Genomic DNA, 19,659 nt, shown 5'->3' with positions numbered 1-19,659 from the left:
AATTTTAATGTCAGACGATAAGTTCAGTCGAGGAGAGCATTCCGATCGACTTTTGTATTGTTCTTTCTGTGGTAAAAGCCAGGATGAAGTTAAAAAGTTAATCGCTGGTCCTTCAGTGTATATTTGCAATGAGTGTGTTGATTTATGTAATAACATCATCACACAAGAGCTACTGCAAGGTGAAGAGACGAGTGAAGAAAGTGATGAGTTGCCAGCACCGGCTAAACTTAAGTTTGCCCTTGATGAATATGTAATTGGTCAAGAGAAGGCTAAGCGTGTTTTAGCGGTAGCGGTTTATAATCACTATAAGCGCTTAAAGCATCAAGGTAAGACTGATGGAGTGGAGTTAGGTAAGAGTAATATTTTGCTTATAGGTCCAACTGGTAGTGGTAAAACGCTATTGGCACAAACTTTAGCTCGCGTATTGGATGTTCCATTCACTATTGCTGATGCAACCACTCTGACTGAAGCGGGTTATGTGGGTGAAGATGTTGAAAACATCATTCAGAAGCTATTACAAAAATGCGATTACGATGTTGAGAAAGCCCAGCGTGGTATTGTTTACATTGATGAGATAGATAAAATTTCACGTAAATCAGATAACCCTTCAATAACGCGTGATGTGTCAGGTGAAGGTGTGCAGCAAGCATTGCTTAAGCTGATTGAAGGTACGGTTGCATCTGTACCTCCTCAAGGTGGACGTAAACATCCTCAGCAGGAGTTCTTGCAAGTAGATACTTCAAATATCTTGTTTATTTGTGGTGGTGCTTTTGCCGGTCTTGATCGTGTTATTAGTGATAGAACAGAAAAAGGTAGTATTGGTTTCTCGGCCGTTGTGAAGAGTAAAGAAGAAGATAAAGTCTTCTCTGAAACTGTTCATAATGTTGAAACTGAAGATTTAGTTAAGTTTGGTTTGATTCCTGAATTCGTTGGCCGTTTGCCTGTGGTGGCTACTCTAGCTGAATTGGATGAAGCTGCGCTTATCACTATTCTGAGTGAGCCAAAAAATGCTTTAACTAAGCAGTATCAACACTTGTTTGAATTAGAGGGTGTTGAGCTTGAGTTTACAGCTGAATCTTTGCAAGCAGCCGCTGAGTTAGCGCTTGAGCGTAAAACGGGTGCACGTGGATTGAGAAGTATCCTAGAGTCTGCTTTATTAGATTGTATGTATGACTTGCCGTCACGTGGTGACGTAGCAAAAGTAGTTATGGATGCAAACTCTATGAAAGGAGAAGCTGCGCCGCTTATGGTATTAGAGAAAGGAGACGAAGCGGTTAATAACTAATGAGCTAATTTAGCTTTTATTATACTGTTTTTGTTCGAGTTTTAAGAAAAGGTCATACTTTATTGTATGGCCTTTTTTTTGTTTATGGAGTGAGGTTATGCACTTTACAATAAGCGCTATGTCAGTCAATCTAGTATTCTTTACTATATTAAATTAATGCATTTTACATTTGTCATCCTTAAGAGCTTGTTTTTTTACATCCTGCCCTTATGTCTTCTGGATAACTTGATATAAGCGCCTTTATATTTATGCGCACTAATTGGAACCTATTATGTCTGAAATGTTAACTTTACCAATGTTGCCTTTACGTGATGTGGTTGTTTATCCACACATGGTATTGCCTTTGTTTGTCGGGCGGGCTAAATCTATCGCAGCTTTAGAAAAAGCAATGGAAAATGACAAGCATGTCTTTCTTGTTGCTCAGCAAGATGCTTCTAAAGATAACCCTGAGAAAGAAGATTTGTATGAGATAGGCACCACAGCGAAGGTGATGCAGCTTTTACGTCTTCCTGATGGCACAGTAAAAGTATTAGTGGAAGGTGGTGTAAGAGCAAAGCTATCCAGCCTTGAAGATGAAGGTGAGTTTGTTAATGCGAAAGTCATTCCAATGGAGGAAGCTGTTGAGGAGGCTGGCACTGATTATGGTCCTATGCGTGCGGCTTTATTAAAGCAGCTTGATGAGTATGTCTCTGGTAGCAAGAAGATACCAAGTGAAGTTGTTACCTCTGTTAAAGCAATTGAAGAGCTGGGCTCTTTGATTGACAGTATTGCAGGCCATATGAGCCTTAAGCTTGAAGATAAGCAGCAATTACTTGAGGCTGCCTCTTTAATCGAACGTGGTGAATACCTAATCGCTTTAATGGATGGTGAACTTGATATTGCCCATCTTGAAAAGAGTATTCGTAGCCGCGTGAAAAAACAGATGGAAAAAAGTCAGCGTGAGTACTATTTGAATGAGCAGATGAAGGCGATTCAAAAAGAACTTGGTGACATGGATGAAGGTAGTAATGAGCTAGATATACTGCAAGATAAAATTCAAGAATCAGGCATGAGTAAAGAGGCTGTGGAAAAGGCCGATGCAGAGCTTAAAAAGCTACGAATGATGTCGCCTATGTCAGCTGAAGCAACTGTTGTTCGTGGTTATATTGATTGGCTTCTATCTTTACCTTGGAAACAGAGAAGTAAGGTAAGAAATGATCTTGCTTATGCTGAGAAAGTTTTGAATCAAGACCATTATGGCCTTGAGGACGTGAAAGAGCGTATTTTAGAGTTCTTGGCAGTTCAACAAAGGGTTAAAAAGGTAAAAGGTCCTGTGCTTTGTCTAGTGGGGCCTCCAGGTGTTGGTAAGACTTCATTAGGGCAGTCAATTGCTAAGGCGGTTAACCGTAAGTATGTGCGTATGTCACTTGGTGGTGTGCGTGATGAAGCTGAAATTCGTGGTCATAGACGTACTTATATTGGCTCTATGCCGGGTAAACTTTTGCAGAAGTTAGCTAAAGTAAAAGTGAAAAATCCTCTGTTCTTGTTAGATGAAATTGACAAAATGGGTATGGATCAACGTGGCGACCCTGCATCAGCTTTACTAGAAGTGCTAGATCCTGAGCAAAATCACACTTTTAATGATCACTACTTAGAAGTTGATTATGACTTGTCAGATGTGATGTTTATTTGTACATCTAACAGTATGAATATTCCTGGTCCATTGTTGGATCGTATGGAAGTTATTCGTATTCCTGGTTATACCGAAGATGAGAAATTAAACATAGCATTAAGATATTTACTGCCTAAACAAATTAAATTGGCAGGCTTAAAAAATCATGAAATTGAGGTCTCAGATGAGGCTTTAATGGACCTAATTCGTTACTACACCAAGGAAGCTGGTGTGCGAGGATTAGAGCGAGAATTAAGCAAAGTTTGTCGCCGTGTTGTGAAACAACAGGCTTTAAACAAAAATAAAAATGCAATTTCTGTGACTAAAGACAACCTAGAAGACTTTTCTGGCGTGAAGCGCTTTAGCTACGGAAAAGCAGAGGATAAGAACCAAATTGGCCAAGTAACAGGCTTAGCTTGGACCTCAGTTGGTGGTGAATTGCTTACGATTGAGGCTGCTGGAATGGCGGGTAAAGGACGCCATGTTAAGACGGGTTCTTTGGGTGATGTGATGCAAGAATCCATTCAAGCTGCATTAACTGTTGTTCGTAGTCGAGCATTAGGTTTAGGGATTGCAGAGGACTTTCATGAGAAAGTCGATTTGCATGTGCATGTGCCTGAAGGAGCGACTCCTAAAGATGGCCCAAGTGCAGGTATAGCAATGTGTACAGCGATTGTGTCAGTGCTTGCTAAAGTCCCTGTGAAGGCCTCTGTAGCCATGACTGGTGAGATTACACTTCGTGGTGAGGTCTTACCAATAGGAGGGCTTAAAGAGAAGCTCTTAGCTGCGCATAGAGGTGGTATTAAGACCGTTATTATTCCTCACGAAAATACTCGTGATTTAAAAGAGATTCCGGATAATATAAAGTCTGATATCGAAATCGTGCCAGTTAAGTGGATCGATGAGGTGCTGGATGTGGCTTTAGAGTATATTCCTTCACCAAAAACAGCAGAAAGTCCTTCAAAGGCTGAAAAAACTGTTGATGAACAAGAAGCTGTGAGTCATCATTAGGTCAAACTCTGTATTGACATGGAGTGGGTTGGGCTTGTATAAATGCTCAACCTTACAGCATTAGTATGCTGATAATAATACTAAGGAACCACGAGAATACTGAAGGGGTACAACGTGAATAAATCTGAACTTATTGATGCAATTGCAGCATCTGCTGATCTTTCAAAAGCGGCTGCAGGTAATGCTCTAGACGCAACACTTGAAGCAATCACTGGCGCACTAGCTAAAGGCGACCAAGTAACACTAGTTGGCTTTGGTACATTTGCAGTTAAAGATCGTGCTGCTCGTACTGGTCGTAATCCACAAACTGGCGAAGAAATTGCTATTAAAGCGGCTAAAGTTCCTGGTTTTAAAGCGGGTAAAGGCCTTAAAGACTCAGTTAACTAAGTGAGTTTTAGGAGCAGTAGTTCAGTTGGTTAGAATACCTGCCTGTCACGCAGGGGGTCGCGAGTTCGAGTCTCGTCTGTTCCGCCATTAAACGAAAGGGTGTGCTCCTTACCAGGGGTACACCCTTTTTTATATAGTCATAACTTAACACGGAGGCAACATGCTCCAAGATATAAGAGATAAGTCACAAGGTATTGTCGTAAAGATAATCATAGGTTTTATCGTAGTGACTTTCGCTCTGTTTGGGGTGGATGCGCTTGTAACAGGTTTTACTACATCAGATACGGTAGCTGAAGTAGATGGCGTAGAGATAACAAGAACTGAATTGTTACAATCTGCAGAAATACAAAGACGTCAATTAATTTCAATGATGGGCGGTCAAATTGACCCTGCATTATTGGAAGATACACTATTACAACGTCGTGCATTGGAAGAGCTTATTCAAAGAGCTGTTTTGACAAATAACGCTAATGAAATGAATTTAGCTGTGTCAGATGCGCAAGTTGATCAATACCTTGTTCAGGCTGAGCAGTTCCAAACTGATGGTCAGTTTGATCAGAATAAGTATCTAAACTTTATTCAAACCTTAGGTTATACACCTTTGGCATTTAAACAAAGAATTAAACAGGACATCTTGCTTCAGCAAGGTCGTATCGCTTTATCCAGCTCTGATTTTGTGTTGGCGAATCAGGTAGATCAGGTTTTAAAGCTGCAAAATCAGCAACGTAGCTATGACTATGTTCGTTTCTCTTTAGCAAACGAAGTTGAAGCTACTCAAGTAACAGATGCTGAAATTAAGAAATACTTCGATGAAAATACAGAATCTTTTCAGAACCCAGAGCAGGTTAAGTTAGATTACGTCATTATTTCATCTGTTGATTTTCAAAACAAAGTGAGTGTATCCGCAACCGAGTTGGAGCAAGCTTATCAAGCGGCTACATCTGGGGCTCCTCAGGAAGAGCGTTTAGCGTCTCATATTTTGATTGAAACTAATGCTGATCGTGATGATGATCAAGCACGAGCTTTAGCGGAAGAGATTAAAGCTAAGATTGACTCTGGTACTAAATTTGAAGTCTTGGCAAAAGAATATTCAGATGATTTAGGTTCTAAAAATAACGGTGGTGATCTTGGTTATGTAAGCCCTGGTATGATGGTTCCTGAGTTTGAGAATGTGCTATTTAGCATGGTTGTAGATCAAGTTTCTGCCGTTGTTGAAACTGAGTTCGGCTTCCATTTGATTGAACTTAGAGAGATCAGTAATGTTGATACACCAACATTGGCTGAGCTAGAGCCAGAACTTAAGCAAGAGATTGTTGACCGTAAAGCTCAAGATGCTTTGCTTGGTGCGCAGGAAGATATTACAGATCTTGCGTATGCTAGCGACGATCTAAATACATTGGCTTCAGAGTATAATGTTAACATCATGCATTCTGACTGGTTTGGCAGGCAGGGTGGTGCTGAGCTAATTTCATCTAATGCCCAAGCAATCGCGGCTGCTTTTAGTCCTGAATTACTTGAGGATGAGCTGAATAGTGGTTTGATTGAGCTTAATGAAGAGCAGGTCGCTATCGTTCGTATCAATGAGCATAAAGCACAATCTGATATGAACCTTGATGAAGCTAAGCAGGATGTACAGTCAATTCTTCTTAGAGAAAAAGCTACAGCAAGTCTAAGACTTAAAGCTGATACTCTTATGTCAGCGCAAGATAAGTCTAGCTGGACACATGTAGAGCTTGCGAGTCGTGGTCGTGATGATATCAGTGAAATTGTTTTCAGAATGGCGCGCCCACAAGGCGAAGAAGCGACAACTAAGGTTGAAGCTTTAAATGACGGCGATCTGGTATTGATCAGCTTATTGCAAGTTCAGGATGGTGATGCGGGTGAAGATGAAGCTCAACGTGATTATATTGAGCGTTATCTGAATCAAAGTGGTGTGTCTCAGACAATTGCTGCTCACCAAGCAGCGTTAGAAAGTGCTGCTGTAGTTGAAAGGTAGTTAGTTAAAAGAAAGTATGCTTTTAACGATTTAATCATTTCCTAAAAAGTGATTAAGAGATATAAAAAAACCCATCGTATGATGGGTTTTTTTATATCTAGTACTTAGGCTTAAGTTTGTTCGAACCAGCTAATGCTTGGGGCAAAGAAGGCTTGTCCTGTTACTGCTTTGGTATATTGCATGAGTTTGTCTGTGTGACCGGATCCATCCCCTAGCATCATGTTTTCTAGCATCTTGCTAAAGTTAATAGGGCTACTGCAATAACTGGCAAATAATAAGCCTGCTTCAGAAAGGTTTGCATAAGGCATGCTGTGACGAAGTATCTCTAGGCCTTGCCCATCCTTGCTTTTAGCTGAAGCGCGTTTTACATGAGCTGTAAGAGGCTTATCTTCGCTTTTATACTCAATGTTATCCTGTTTAGTTCTGCCTATTATGTCTTCTTGCTCTTTTACTGCTAGGTTTTGCCAGTTTTCAAGATTGTGAATGAAGCGTTGTAAATGGATATAGGAGCCGTTTGCATATTCTGCATCCTCATCTTTTTTGACCAAGGCAACATTCGCTCTTTGGCTGCCTTCAGGGTTCTCTGTCCCATCAATAAAGCCAGTTAGATCTCGGCTGTCTAAATATCTAAAGCACGAAACTTCTTCAACCAGCTCAACATAGCCGGATAGAAGTGTCATGATTTCTTTGGTTAGCAAATAAGTTAGATCGCGTCGATTTGATCTAATGTGTAAAAGTAGATCGACAGGTGTGACTGGCGTTTCTGGAGTCGATTGAATGTCTGGAAATGAGGTTAATTCTTTAGGCTGAGAATTAGGGGAGATTTCTTGCCAAAATTCACTACCAATGGCAATAACACCATGAGGGTTACTAGCAGCATGGGTTTGTTGAAATTTAAAGATTAATGACTGCGCCTTATTAAGCTGAGATTTAATGTTGTTTTTTTTATGCGGCAAGACATTAAGCGTAATAAACAGGGCATCAGTGTTTGCTGCTGCTGTAATGCCTGATTGATAAATGTTTGACAAAATAAACTCCTAGGCAGCACGAAAGCATTTGTGCTGCTGATTAGGTTAAAAGTTTGGATATAAAGTTTTTAGTTTACTCGATTGGCTTGGTTTAGCCTCACCGCTATAAAACTCTTCTAAAGCATCTGCAAGGTCACTACCATCCCAGTCTGTTGCAGCTGTGTTGGAATACATAATTAATTCCGCTTCCATGATAAGTTGGCTTAGGCTGCTTGATTCACTTAAATGCTTAATATCATCAAGGCCATTTATTCTATCTTCACCCCATCTGTGTCTTGCCCACTCAAGGCATTTGCCTCTTAATGATTTTAGATCATGATTTTGACAAGCATTGATTAGCTCTTGATATGCTGTCTTTTCATCATGCGTATTAAGAGGGGCGAAAACTTGTAATGTTGGAACTTCTTCTTGTTTGTCGCTATTAATTGTTTTGCGCTTTTTCAGCATGAGAAAAGTTGCACTTATCAAGGTTGTTCCAGCGATGAATAATAGAATTGCTATTATGATGCTTTTTACACTCCAAGATGAGCCAGTTTCTTGGGTTGTTAATTGAACCTCACCCTCTAAAATATCGGTTTCATCAGATTTCGTTTTTTCTTCTGGCTTAGCTAAAGATATAGGCGCAACTGATCCTGTTTGAGGTGCAAGTAGTTTCTGGGCTTTGCCTTTGCCTGTGGGGTCTACAAGGGATATTCCAGTAACTTCTACACTAGGCGGAACAGCGTAAGTACGTTCAAGTTGTCGTGTTTTTGTATTCCAGTAAACAATTTCTATTTCTGGCAATATTAGCTTTCCAGGTATGGTTGGTACAACTTCTATGCGTATAGATTGTTCTCCTGTGATACCTGTGTCAGATTTATGGCTACTCAATTTAGCTGGCTGAGGGTAAAGCTTATAATCTCGTGTGCTAGCATAAGCAAAAGCTGGCATTTGCTCTGGTAAGGCGCCTTTCGCAAATGCTTCAATTTCCCAAATAAGTGTATCGCCAACTTTTACATCTGCCGTTGGAGATAAAGAGTTTGATAAGCTAACTTGGGTTGCAGGTAACCAATCATCACTTGGATAACTGGCAGGAATAGGTAAAACATCAAGCTTTATCGCTTTACTCTGGGCTTTTATTAGGCGCCTCCCCAAATTGGTGTTAATCATTGCGGAGATTTTTTGTGGAGGAATTTCTAACTGACCACTTTGCTGAGGGAAAGCTAAATAATCACGAGTAATGACCTGATATTGAGTACCGTTGACTTCTTCATAATGAATTTGGTCGTCAGCTAGCCTCTCGATCAAAAGATTTGGGTGGTTTGGAGTTGAAATATTGGCATTTTGCAGAGCAAATGCGGAATACAGCTTCAAACTAATAATAAGCTCTTGCTGTAAATAAGGTTGCTCTTGTGACACCTCTAAATCAATGATGACAGGTGGGTTGCCGTTTTCATCCAGAAGTTGTTGGGCTGTTTTTACCTTCAGTTTGATTGGCTCAGAAGCTAGGTTACCGACTTGAATTGCAGGGATAACAAAATCTCCCGTCGATTTTGGCATGAGCGAAATTACCCAAAAACTGAGAGATTGACTCGTACCTAGATTAAAACGGAATTGGCTATTCTGACTCTGGCTTAATACTTCAAAGTCCCGTTTTAATACGCTTAAATCTGGCCCTTGGCCTGTTTCAGGGAAGTCGGTTCTAATGGTTAATTGGACTACGTCGTTTTCATAAATTGTTTGTTTATCTAAGGTCGCGGTGACGCTTGCTGCATATAGGTTGCTGCTAACAAGTAAAAATATGAAAGACAGTGTTAGATTTAATCCCCTTAAAAGGGCTGTTTTTGGCAGCATAATACTCTTGCTATAAAAAGTCTGTGAAATCAAAAATGTATTTACTACCATATTGGGAGTCCATCCTGTTGTCTATAGCGATTTTCTGCTCGTTTTTCCTGATGTAAATACCATAACTTTCTTTTTAGTAACCCACCTGGGTCATCTTGAATTTGCCTCATCCACTGGTTTAAAGCGACTTGTTCTTCTGAAGTGAGCGGGTCGTCTTCTTGTTTAGGTGGTGTTTGCTCTTGCTGCTCTTGGGTTGTTGCGTCTTTATTATCTTGATCAGGCGAGTTTTCAGGCTGTTGTTCTTCCTCTTGCTTATTTTGCTCATCCTTTTCTTTACTTGGGTCCGATTGAGAATTGGATTGAGAGTCTTGATCTTGATCTTGATCCTTGCTTTCTTGCTCTTCATCTTTAGATTGTTGATTGTTTTCGTTTTGCTGTTTCTCTTGGTTTTGTTTTAATTTTTCTAAATAGTCTAAATTTTGTTGGGCTTCTGTGAATTCTGGTTTAATTTTGAGTGCGTTTTTATAGGAGGCAATGGCATCATCTAAGTTACCTGCAAGCGCTAGGCTATTTCCTTTATTGTATTCAAGACTCGCTGAATTTTGTTGCTCGTTTAAGAGGTTTAGCTGTTCAGCTGCGGCATCATAATTACCTAGTGCGTATTGGCTGGCAGCTTGCCATTTTGGGTTCTCAAATAATGCCTGTGCAGATTCCCAGTCTCCTTGATCAACCAATTTTTGTGCCTTTTGATCTTGGGTGTAAAACCAGTCAAGACCAATTGCATCTGCTTTAGGAGAGAAAGGTAAAATAGCAACAAATAGTGCTAGCATGACACCAGCTCTAAATTGATAGAGTAGCCAGATAAGAAAAGGTAGAGCAAACCAATGCCCTTTATCGACCCAATCAACAGATTGGCTTTTAGCTTCTACTGCCTTATCTTGATTGCTAATCGGAGTTGATAAAATAGCTTCAATATCACTTGGTAATAGGTCACTAGAATAATAATTTGCCCCTAACTCTCTGGCTAACTGGTTGAGTTCTTTGACAGGAAGTTTCGCGATTACTTGGCCTGCTGAAGTGCGTAAAGTATTACCATCTGGTAGTAGTATGCTGGCGCCTTCATTACTACCAACACCAATTATGTTTAATTTTACGTTGTAACCTGAAAGTTGCTGTTTAATGTTTGCAAAGTCGCTTTCATTAACGTCATCTGTAAAAAGAATGATGTTTGTATATTGTGCTGGGTCACTGATAAGACCGAGCGAAGTGCTAAAGGCTTGTTGGATATCGCTGCCATAGAGAGGCATGATAAGTGGATCAAGGGCCAATAAAAAGTGTTTTAGGGTCGACTTATCTTGGCTAAAAGGACTAATTACAAAAGCATCGCCAGCATAAGCGGTTAGTGCAATGTAGCCTTCTTTTATGCTAACTAATAGGTCTTGTACTTTTTGTTTTACCCGAGTTAAGCGGTTGGGCTTAATGTCAGTCGCGTACATGGACAGAGACTGGTCAAGTATGAGAATGGTCTGCATTGGGGTAATGTATTTCTTTTCTACCTTCTTCTCCCAGCTGATTCCGGCTATGCCAACTATCAACAGGCTAACTAGCACAATGCCAACCCAACTAGGTAGGCGTTTTCCTGATTTATCACTCACTAGATGTCGAAGTAACTTGGCATCGATAAAGCTGGACAGCTGATTTTGCTCAACCTTGTTTTCTTTCTTCACTATGTAGAGGAAAATAACAAAAGCAATCAGAATCAAGTAATTGGGATCTGAAAAATAAATTAGATCAAAAAATGTCATTAGAAACTACCTCTTCTAATTGCATTCCAGCGAGTATAAAGCGCTAAAAAGAGAAAGAATAAGCTTCCTAGGGCAATCATATTGAAGAGCGTGGTCTTTGGTCTTTGCCATTGATCTTCACCTGGTGTGGGCTCTAACTCATCCAAAGTGGCGTAAATCGACTCAAGTTCTTGGGTGCTTTTTGCTCGAAAGTATTGACCTTCAGTCATATCGGCTATTTTTTGAAGTAACTCCTCGTCAAGGTCGGTAGAGGGATTAATCACTCTTGGCCCAAAAAAACCTTGGCTTATCATCTGTTCTGCACCAATACCAATAGTGTGAATTTTAACGCCTTGCTTAGCTGCAAACTGTGCTGCCTGATCAGGCTTTACTCGGCCTGCTGTATTAGCGCCATCTGTCATCAAAATCATAACGCGTTTATCCGCATCAATGTTGGCTAGGCGTTTGATTCCTAGGCCAATAGCATCACCTATGGCGGTATTTTCTCCGGCAAAGCCGATTTGAGTTTCATTTACAAGTTGTGCGATTGTGTCTAAATCATAACTTAATGGCGCTTGAAGGTATGCCTTGCTGCCAAAAACAATGATGCCAATGCGATCGCCTTTACGTTCTTTGATAAACCTATCTAATACTTGTTTGGCGGCTTGTAATCTATCAACTGCTTGCTGATTTATCTTCATATCGGCTGTTTGCATACTGCCAGATAAATCTAAAGCAATAAGTAGATCTCGACCCGAAGGGGTGACAACCTTAGGCTCACCAAGCCAAACAGGTCTGGCAATTGCGATAACAAGTAGCAACCAAGAAATCCATAAAAAAAGTTTAATCAAATGCTTTGAAAAGCTTTGACGCTTAAGTTTTATGCTTATTTCAGCTTGGTTGAACTGGGTAATATTTGGCCACCAAAGGGCTTTTTGATCAGGCTCAGCAGGGCGACCAAATTTTAAAAAAAAGGGGGCTATTGCAACAATTAAAAACCAAGGCCATATAAATTCAAGCATACTTCCTGTGCCTCCGACACCAGTGTTTGGTAAGTCGAAGTATTTCTTCCTTCTGTTCTTCTTTTAATAATAAATTTGGCTGGTAAGCACCTGTTACGAATACTGAGCCAAGTTGTTTAAACTGATATTTTGGTGCAAGGCCAAGATCTAATTGATCAAAAAGGTCTTGGCTTGGAAGAGAAGCTAGATCATTACGCCCAAGGGTGAGTAAGCAACGTCGGATAATCTGATGGCATTGAGTGAGAAATGCAACGTCATCAAGCTCTTCTAAAGTATCTATTAGCTTAATGGCATCCCTACGGTATAAGTTGCGTTTGTAACTTATGAATTTAATCGTAATTAGGCTAATAAGTAGAATAACTAAAGCGCCAACAACTAACCAAGTCCACCAAACAGGAGGCCACATAGCAATATTGTCTGGCAGTATATAAGCCGTATTGGGAAGTTCGATTTTAGGCCCTGAGGCTGGAATGTTTGTAGCATTCATAACTTAGATTCTTCTCGTATCCCTATTGATTAGCTTAAAGCGCCAAAAGCCATCAAATGTCTAGCAATTTGAACAGGCGACTCATGCAGGGCAAAATAATGAAAAGGAATGCCTATTCTGCTTAATTGATTGTTCATCTTCTGTTTAGCGATCAATCTATTTTCTTTGTAAGACTGCATACTCGTTTTAGTAATTTGTATAGTTTGAATACCTTGCATATCTTGAAGTCTATATTGACCTTCAGGAAGTTGATCAAGGTGTTCATCTTCAATACTTATCCAGTGAATAAGGTTGTATTTAGAAAGTCTTTGAAGCTCTTCAAGGTCTTGCTCCCTAAGTAAGCTTTTATCACTGCAAATAATAATTTGTTGATGTCTTATGTTGCGAGTTAAAAGGGATTGCCATGGACTCGTTGCTTTGCTTTGGGTAAGTCTATGGGATATTTGAGTAGCGTCAGACAGAGAGGTTAACAAGGCATTAAAGTGGCTTGCTTGGTTTTTAGGTGGCAAAAATATGTCTTTATTAGCAAAGCTTAGATAAGCGCCTACCTTGTCATTTTGTATCTTGGTTCGCCAGCCCACTAAACAGAGTAATTGGACCATACGAGTAGAAACGAACGTATGCTGTGTTCCGAAGTAGGCTTGACTAGATAAGTCTAAAGCAAGAATGCGGCTATGCTCCCTTTCTTCGGCATAGACACGCGTATGGGTTTGCCCGGTTTTAGCACTGACACGCCAATCAATATGGCGCATATCATCACTTGCTTGATACTCTCTCACTTCAAGCATTTCCATACCGTGGCCCTTCATCCTTGTAAGATGAGAGCCAAGCATAGGGCGGCGATGAGGCTGCAAAGGTGCTTTGCCTAACTTTTTTGCAAAAACGGCAAGATCAGACAGGCTTTGAACATCCAATTCGGGCGAGTCTGGTGATATTAGTGCATCCATAATCTTTACCTAAGCAACAGGTACTCTTTCAAGTAATTGATCAAGTAAAGTATCTGAAGTTAGGCCTTTTGCCTCAGCTTCAAAAGATGGGATGATTCTATGCCTTAGAACATCATGGGCAACCGCTCTAACGTCATCAGGCGTGACAAATTGTTCCCCTTTTAACAATGCGTGGGCGCGGGCACATCTATCTAATGCTATGGTTGCCCTTGGGCTGGCGCCAAAATCAATAAGCTTAGTTTGATCGCCTAGATAGTGTTCAGGGTGACGAGTAGCCATCACGATTTGCACTATGTACTCTTCAATAGGTTCAGCCATATAGAGGCCTAATGCCTGCTCTCTAAGAGAGCGAATATCGGCTTCGGTACAATCTGGCGATTCGATTGCAACCTTATTAGCACTTTGATTTCTTACCAGTCTTAGGACTTTTAGCTCGTCCTCGGCATTTGGATAGTCTACTTTTAGCTTCATAATAAAGCGGTCAAGCTGGGCTTCAGGAAGAGGGTAGGTACCTTCTTGCTCAATCGGGTTTTGTGTGGCGATGACAAAAAACAATTCAGGTAATTGATAGCTTTTATTACCAACCGTGACTTGTCTTTCACCCATTGCTTCTAATAAAGCAGATTGTACTTTAGCGGGTGCTCGGTTTATTTCATCGGCAAGAACAATATTATTAATTACTGGGCCGGGTACAAATTGAAACTGCCCCGTTTCTTGTTGGTATACCTCAGAACCTGTGACATCACCTGGTAATAGGTCTGGGGTAAATTGAATTCTATGGAACTTACTCGCTATGCTTTGTGCTAACGCTTTTGCTGCGGTTGTCTTTGCTATACCTGGCGGTCCTTCAAGTAAAACATGTCCATCTGCAATCAATGCAATTAACAATCTATCGGTAAGGGTGTTCTGACCAATAATGGCCTGATTTAAGTAATTTTTTAAACGAGTTATCACAGCATCCATCGAGTGAATGATCCTCATACTTCTGTCAATAAAAGTGGAGACACAATATAATACGACAATCTTAAATGATTGAATTCCAAGAAGACAAGCCTAGAAGGGCTTAGTTCAAATTTTTATAGGGAATAAGATGGCGTTAGTAGTGGTTGATGTTGCCTTAGCAGCTCATAAATTTCAGGACTTGTATCAAGGAAGAGCAAAATATTTAGTCGTGCAAAGTCGTGATGGTAGGAATATCCAACTACCTTTAACCATATTTCGACCTTTTCTAACCCATAGTGGTATTTATGGCACCTTTGAAGTGGAATTTGATCAAAATTATCGGTTAGTCGATATAAAAAAGAAGTAAACTAACAAAGATTTATTTAGTGATCATAAGGTTCACTAACAATATTGATATCAATTAGGAGTTTTTGATTATGTATAACCTTGCTCGCTCTGTACTGTTTAAAATGGATGCAGAGGTGACACATGAGTTGTCTTTAGAATTATTGGCAGCAGGTCAAAGGCTGGGTGTTAATCGACTTTTGCTTGATAGCGTACCTGACTCACCCGTAGAAGTAATGGGGCTAACTTTTCCTAATGCTGTTGGCCTTGCAGCAGGTCTTGATAAAAACGCAGACGCATTTGAAGCGTTTGGACAAATGGGCTTTGGTTTTGTTGAAGTGGGAACCGTCACACCGAAAGGACAAGCAGGTAATGACAAGCCACGATTGTTTAGATTGCCAGAGCATGAAGCGATTATTAACCGTATGGGGTTTAATAATAAAGGCTTGGATCATATGGTTAGCCGTATTAAAAACCATAACTATAAAGGTATTTTAGGGGTTAATATTGGTAAAAATCTGACAACATCTGTTGAAGATGCGGTACAAGATTACCTGGCTTGCCTAAACGGTGTTATGCCATATGCGGATTATATTACGGCAAATATTAGTTCACCTAATACACCCGGTCTAAGAAGCCTTCAGTTTGGTGAAAGTCTTGCCGAGCTTATCTCGCCTCTTGTTGAAGCTAAACAAAGATACTTTGATAGTACTGGTAAGCACGTACCTTTAGCTGTGAAAATAGCGCCAGATATGACTAGTGATGAAATTAAAATGGTTGCAGATACTCTTCAGGCTCAAAAGATTGATGCCATTATCGCAACTAATACAACCTTGTCTCGAGATGCTGTGGCTGGCCATAAATATGCAGACGAGGCTGGTGGCTTAAGTGGTGCACCGGTTAAAGATGCTTCAACACTTGTGGTGAAAACCTTAGCAGATCATTTGCAAGGTGAGCTACCTATTATTGGAGTGGGTGGTATTTTAACTGGCAATGATGCGATTGAAAAACTTCAAGCCGGCGCTAGTCTAGTACAGATTTACAGTGGTTTTATTTATAAGGGTCCTGAACTAGTTCGTGCTGCAGTAACCAGTACAACGGGTTATCTGAATGAAATGGGCAAAACTAAATAATTAGCTTTGTTGTAAACGAATAATTTTGAAGACAGTAAACACTAGATTGTAAAAGCTTGATAAGAAGTCTATTCGTATGATGGGAAAATGAAGCAAAAGCTACGATGCTTTTGCTTCATTTTAGAAACGGAGTCTAATTAATGGGGAGAGCTGATTGCTTTAAAGGTTCCTTCCACAGGTGTTAGACCATCCCACATATCGACTCTGCCTTCTCTCCAGCCGGCTAACCATTCAGAACGAGAGTTCTCATGGTATTGATTTGATAGCCCTTTAGAGCGTCCTGCCATACCTGCGCGATAGCCACGTATGTAGGCGCGATGTTGAAGGTCTCGTTTCTGTTTCTTCATTTGACTAATCCTCTAAACTTTCTTTTGTCGAACTTTAAGTTCTAGTAGAGAAATGAGTGATTGTCTAAAAACACTTTGCTCTAAAAGAGTATAAATTTTCATAAAAAAGTAATTAAAAATGACAACTAGACAAAATTCGCAACTCGAATCAGGCTCAAAATCAGATGTGAGCTATCAACTTGAAATTACCTGTCCGCTGGGGTTAGAAAATGTACTGGCTCAAGAATTAGCTGGCCGAGGGTTAACCCAAACTCGTTTAGGTGAAGGACAAGTTAAGCTATCGACAGATTTAGAAGGCATGTACACAGCCTGCCTTTGGTCTCGCGTTGCGACTCGCGTCATGTTGCCATTAGCTCAGTTTGAAATAAACAGTGCTGATGATTTATACGAAGGTGTGAAAGCGATCGACTGGTCTGAGCATATGACGGCCACTTCAACCCTAGCAATAGATTGTCATGGTACTAACCATAGTATCCGTAATACACAGTTTGGTGCGGTAAAAACTAAGGATGCGATTGCTGACTATTTTGTTGAAAGAGACGGCGAAAGGCCAACAGTAGAAAAACAAGATCCAGATATTAGAATCTCGGTTCGAGTGAAACGCGAGAAGGTCACTGTTAGCTTGGATTTATCAGGTGGCAGTATGCACCGTCGAGGCTATCGTCAACATGGTGCTATGGCGCCATTGAAAGAAAACTTAGCAGCAGGTTTGTTATTAAGAGCCGGTTGGGGGCAAGATGACTTCTCTCAACTGATTGATCCTATGTGTGGCTCAGGGACTTTCTTAGTTGAAGCGGCACTTATCTCATTAAATATTGCACCAGGTTCGCGCCGTAGCTTTTGGGGTTTTAAAGGCTGGCGACAGCATGATCACAGAATGTGGCAACAGCTGAATGACTTTGCTAAAAATGAGCGTATTGCACCAGCGGACTTAAAAGTACGTTTTATGGGGACGGATAATAATCAAAAGGCTATTGCTCATTCCCGTGAAAATATTAAGCGTGCAGGCTTAACTGGTATTGTTGAAGTCGATTTAGCGCCTTTTCAGGAGTATGACTTTGGGATTGCAGAGGATGCAGCTCCTGGCCTAGTCATGACTAACCCTCCTTATGGTGAGCGTATTGGTGATGAGCTTGCTTTGGTTGCACTTTATCGCCAGTTGGGTGAATGGGTCGTTGAGAATTGCATGAACTGGCGCTTGTTTATGTTGACGAGTAACCAAGGTTTAGCGAAACAAATCCCATTGCGTCCAGAGAAACAAACCCGAGTATTGAATGGTGGTTTAGAGTGTCGTGCTTATCGTTTCCCTGTGGTTGAGCGTTTTATCAAACAGGATGCCATTGCAGCACCTGCAGTAAATGGTGCTGGTGCAGAAATGTTTACCAATCGGTTGAAGAAAAACCTTAAGAAGTACGCTAAGTGGGCCAAGAAAAACAAAATTGAGTGTTATCGCGTTTATGACGCAGATATGCCTGAATATGCTGTTGCGATCGATTTATATCAAGACTGGGCTCATGTGCAAGAGTATCAAGCGCCAAAAAGTATTGATCCTTTAAAAGCCAGGCAAAGACTATTTGATGTGGTTGCCGCTATCCCTAATGCCTTGAATATCTCTGAATCACAGGTGATTGTGAAGTACCGTCAGCGCCAGACTGGACGTGAGCAGTATGAGAAGCTAGATCAATCCAAGCATGAGATGCAAGTGACTGAGTATGATTGTGACTTCATCGTAAACCTTAAAGATTACCTTGATACAGGGCTTTTCTTAGATCACAGACCCGTGCGTAAATTGATTCAGTCTAAAGCTAACGGTAAGCGTTTCTTGAATCTTTTTAGTTATACATCGACTGCTTCTGTACATGCAGGTCAAGGCGGCGCTAAGTCGACCTTAAGTGTTGATATGTCAAATACTTATGTAGATTGGTCTAGGCGTAATATAGAGCTTAATGAGTTTAGTGAAAGAGATCATAAAGTGGTGAGAGCTGACTGCTTTGAGTGGCTTAAAAATAGTGAAGATATGTTTGATTTAATCTTCATGGACCCACCTACTTTTTCAAATTCAAAGAAAATGGAAAACGTATTAGATATCCAGCGTGACCATGTCGATTTATTAACTTTGGCGATGGCGCGATTAGAAGCTGATGGAGAGTTGATTTTCTCTAACAACTATCGCCGATTTACTTTGGATCAGAGTATTCTTGATACTTATGATGTTGAAAATATCACTAAGCAGTCGTTAGATTTAGACTTTGAGCGTAATAGTAAAATTCACCAGTGTTGGATTATTAAGCACAAGAGTGCAGAAGAACAAGCTGGGTTAGATAACTTGGATCTATTTTCTGAAAGTTTCTAGTTGGCTGAGTTTAATCAAGGATAAGCCTGTAAGAAGGCTGCAGAACTCGATATAATTTCGACTATTCGGTCAAATTTCTGATTAAGGTTCACTGCCTTCACATAATTGATCTAAAAGTAATTTGTATGCCAGACCATTAAGGGTCTGGCATATCATATTTGACATCCTATTAAAGAGTTTAAAATGAACAAGACGTACCGATTGGTAATTAGTTGCCCAGATAAAGTGGGTATTGTGGCAGCCGTAAGCCAATTTTTACAAAAAAATAATGCTTCTATCATGGAAGCCAGCCACCACACAGACCCAGAGCAAAAGTGGTTTTTCATGCGTCACGAATTTGACGCAGAAAGCATGCCGCTTAGTCTAGAAGAGTTTAAGCAAGGTTTCGAGCCTATTGCTGAGGCCTTCCAAATGGAATGGTACGTGAATGACTCTGCTAGCAAACCTAAAGTGGTATTGATGGCAACACGAGAGTCTCATTGTCTGAATGATATTTTGCATCGCTGGCATACGGGTGAGCTTGCATGTGACATCGTTGGCGTAATTGCAAACCATGAAGAACTGAGATCCATGGTTGAGTGGTATAAAATTCCTTTCCATTGCATTCCTGTACCAAAGGAAGACAAGATGGATGCCTTTCAAAAGATCGAGCAATGTATTGATGATGCAAAGGCTGACACAATAGTGCTAGCGCGTTATATGCAGATCTTCCCTGAATACCTATGTGAGAAATACAAGCATCAGGTAATTAATATTCACCACAGCTTCTTGCCTTCGTTTATTGGTGCGAAACCTTATCACCAAGCCGCTGTACGAGGTGTGAAGTTAATAGGTGCCACTTGCCATTATGTGACTGCTGACCTTGATGCTGGCCCTATTATTGAGCAGGATGTTATCCGAGTTCGTCATAGTCATAGTGCACAAGACATGGTGCGTTTAGGTAAGGATATTGAAAAGCTTGTCTTGTCTCGTGGCCTAAGATATCACCTACAAGATCGTGTTTTAGTGCACGGAAATAAGACAGTTGTATTTGCAGACTAATCTGAACTAACCGGAAAAAATTCTGTCTTTGTTTTGTTTCTATAAATATTGACTATATTTATACGGACATTCAAAT

General features: G+C 40.5%; 16 protein-coding genes and 1 tRNA gene. 9 read left to right on the top strand and 8 right to left on the bottom strand.

The window, feature by feature from the left end:
- Window positions 1–7: 7 nt before the first annotated feature.
- From clpX to OA91_RS06765, 5 genes are all read left to right on the top strand, one after another.
- Window positions 8–1,285 carry an ATP-dependent protease ATP-binding subunit ClpX gene (clpX, locus tag OA91_RS06785; RefSeq protein WP_063337355.1) on the top strand — a complete coding sequence of 426 codons (1,278 nt, stop codon included), beginning with the start codon at window positions 8–10 and terminating at the stop codon, window positions 1,283–1,285.
- 271 nt (window positions 1,286–1,556) lie between these two features.
- Entirely contained in the window at window positions 1,557–3,947 is a 2,391-nt protein-coding gene (gene lon / locus OA91_RS06780) for an endopeptidase La (protein ID WP_063337354.1), read from the top strand.
- Window positions 3,948–4,046: 99 nt separating this feature from the next.
- Window positions 4,047–4,334 carry an HU family DNA-binding protein gene (locus OA91_RS06775; RefSeq protein WP_269447904.1) on the top strand — a complete coding sequence of 96 codons (288 nt, stop codon included), beginning with the start codon at window positions 4,047–4,049 and terminating at the stop codon, window positions 4,332–4,334.
- Between the two features lie 10 nt (window positions 4,335–4,344).
- Window positions 4,345–4,421 (top strand) — tRNA-Asp (locus OA91_RS06770).
- 73 nt (window positions 4,422–4,494) lie between these two features.
- The gene (locus tag OA91_RS06765; protein ID WP_063337353.1) at window positions 4,495–6,330 is read left to right on the top strand and encodes a SurA N-terminal domain-containing protein; all 1,836 of its coding nucleotides are present in this window, start codon (window positions 4,495–4,497) and stop codon (window positions 6,328–6,330) included.
- A gap of 110 nt (window positions 6,331–6,440) precedes the next feature.
- Here the strand turns inward: OA91_RS06765 and OA91_RS06760 are convergent, their stop codons facing one another.
- Genes OA91_RS06760 through OA91_RS06730 form a run of 7 tightly spaced genes read right to left on the bottom strand, consistent with a single transcriptional unit; the run spans window position 6,441 to window position 14,385 of the window.
- On the bottom strand, window positions 6,441–7,358 hold the full coding sequence (locus OA91_RS06760; RefSeq protein WP_063337352.1) for a Dyp-type peroxidase: 918 nt from the start codon (window positions 7,356–7,358) through the stop codon (window positions 6,441–6,443).
- A 45-nt stretch (window positions 7,359–7,403) separates the two neighbouring features.
- On the bottom strand, window positions 7,404–9,191 hold the full coding sequence (locus tag OA91_RS06755) for a BatD family protein (protein ID WP_231870329.1): 1,788 nt from the start codon (window positions 9,189–9,191) through the stop codon (window positions 7,404–7,406).
- 44 nt (window positions 9,192–9,235) lie between these two features.
- Entirely contained in the window at window positions 9,236–10,987 is a 1,752-nt protein-coding gene (locus OA91_RS06750) for a vWA domain-containing protein (protein WP_063337350.1), read from the bottom strand.
- Window positions 10,987–11,988 (bottom strand): vWA domain-containing protein, encoded by a 1,002-nt coding sequence (locus OA91_RS06745; RefSeq protein ID WP_063337349.1) that lies wholly within the window; start codon window positions 11,986–11,988, stop codon window positions 10,987–10,989. Before OA91_RS06745 ends, OA91_RS06750 begins: the two co-directional genes overlap by 1 nt.
- Window positions 11,981–12,475: a DUF4381 domain-containing protein gene (locus OA91_RS06740; protein ID WP_063337348.1), complete on the bottom strand. Its 495-nt coding sequence runs from the start codon at window positions 12,473–12,475 to the stop codon at window positions 11,981–11,983. The genes OA91_RS06745 and OA91_RS06740 overlap by 8 nt, the downstream gene beginning before the upstream one ends.
- Window positions 12,476–12,504: 29 nt before the next feature.
- Entirely contained in the window at window positions 12,505–13,422 is a 918-nt protein-coding gene (locus tag OA91_RS06735; RefSeq protein ID WP_063337347.1) for a DUF58 domain-containing protein, read from the bottom strand.
- Between the two features lie 9 nt (window positions 13,423–13,431).
- Window positions 13,432–14,385: an AAA family ATPase gene (locus OA91_RS06730; protein WP_046016999.1), complete on the bottom strand. Its 954-nt coding sequence runs from the start codon at window positions 14,383–14,385 to the stop codon at window positions 13,432–13,434.
- Between the two features lie 127 nt (window positions 14,386–14,512).
- Between OA91_RS06730 and OA91_RS06725 the strand changes: the two genes are divergently transcribed.
- Window positions 14,513–14,731: a DUF2835 domain-containing protein gene (locus OA91_RS06725; protein WP_046017000.1), complete on the top strand. Its 219-nt coding sequence runs from the start codon at window positions 14,513–14,515 to the stop codon at window positions 14,729–14,731.
- A 70-nt stretch (window positions 14,732–14,801) separates the two neighbouring features.
- Window positions 14,802–15,842, top strand: a complete 1,041-nt coding sequence (locus OA91_RS06720) for a quinone-dependent dihydroorotate dehydrogenase (RefSeq protein ID WP_063337346.1) — start codon at window positions 14,802–14,804, stop codon at window positions 15,840–15,842.
- A 137-nt stretch (window positions 15,843–15,979) separates the two neighbouring features.
- Here OA91_RS06720 and rmf read toward each other — a convergent pair whose 3' ends face one another.
- On the bottom strand, window positions 15,980–16,189 hold the full coding sequence (gene rmf, locus OA91_RS06715; RefSeq protein WP_046017002.1) for a ribosome modulation factor: 210 nt from the start codon (window positions 16,187–16,189) through the stop codon (window positions 15,980–15,982).
- Window positions 16,190–16,307: 118 nt separating this feature from the next.
- Here rmf and rlmKL point away from each other — a divergent pair, with 118 nt between their 5' ends.
- Together rlmKL and purU are read left to right on the top strand one after the other, a co-directional pair.
- Entirely contained in the window at window positions 16,308–18,542 is a 2,235-nt protein-coding gene (gene rlmKL / locus OA91_RS06710; RefSeq protein WP_063337345.1) for a bifunctional 23S rRNA (guanine(2069)-N(7))-methyltransferase RlmK/23S rRNA (guanine(2445)-N(2))-methyltransferase RlmL, read from the top strand.
- A gap of 183 nt (window positions 18,543–18,725) precedes the next feature.
- Complete coding sequence (gene purU, locus OA91_RS06705) at window positions 18,726–19,583, top strand: formyltetrahydrofolate deformylase (protein ID WP_046017004.1); 858 nt, start codon at window positions 18,726–18,728, stop codon at window positions 19,581–19,583.
- Window positions 19,584–19,659 lie beyond the last annotated feature (76 nt).

The sequence above is a fragment of the Marinomonas sp. SBI8L genome (genome assembly GCF_001624705.1).
Classification (GTDB): Bacteria; Pseudomonadota; Gammaproteobacteria; order Pseudomonadales; family Marinomonadaceae; genus Marinomonas.
The sequence above is the reverse complement of the archived record's forward strand: the minus strand, read 5'-3'. Positions and strand labels throughout refer to the sequence as shown.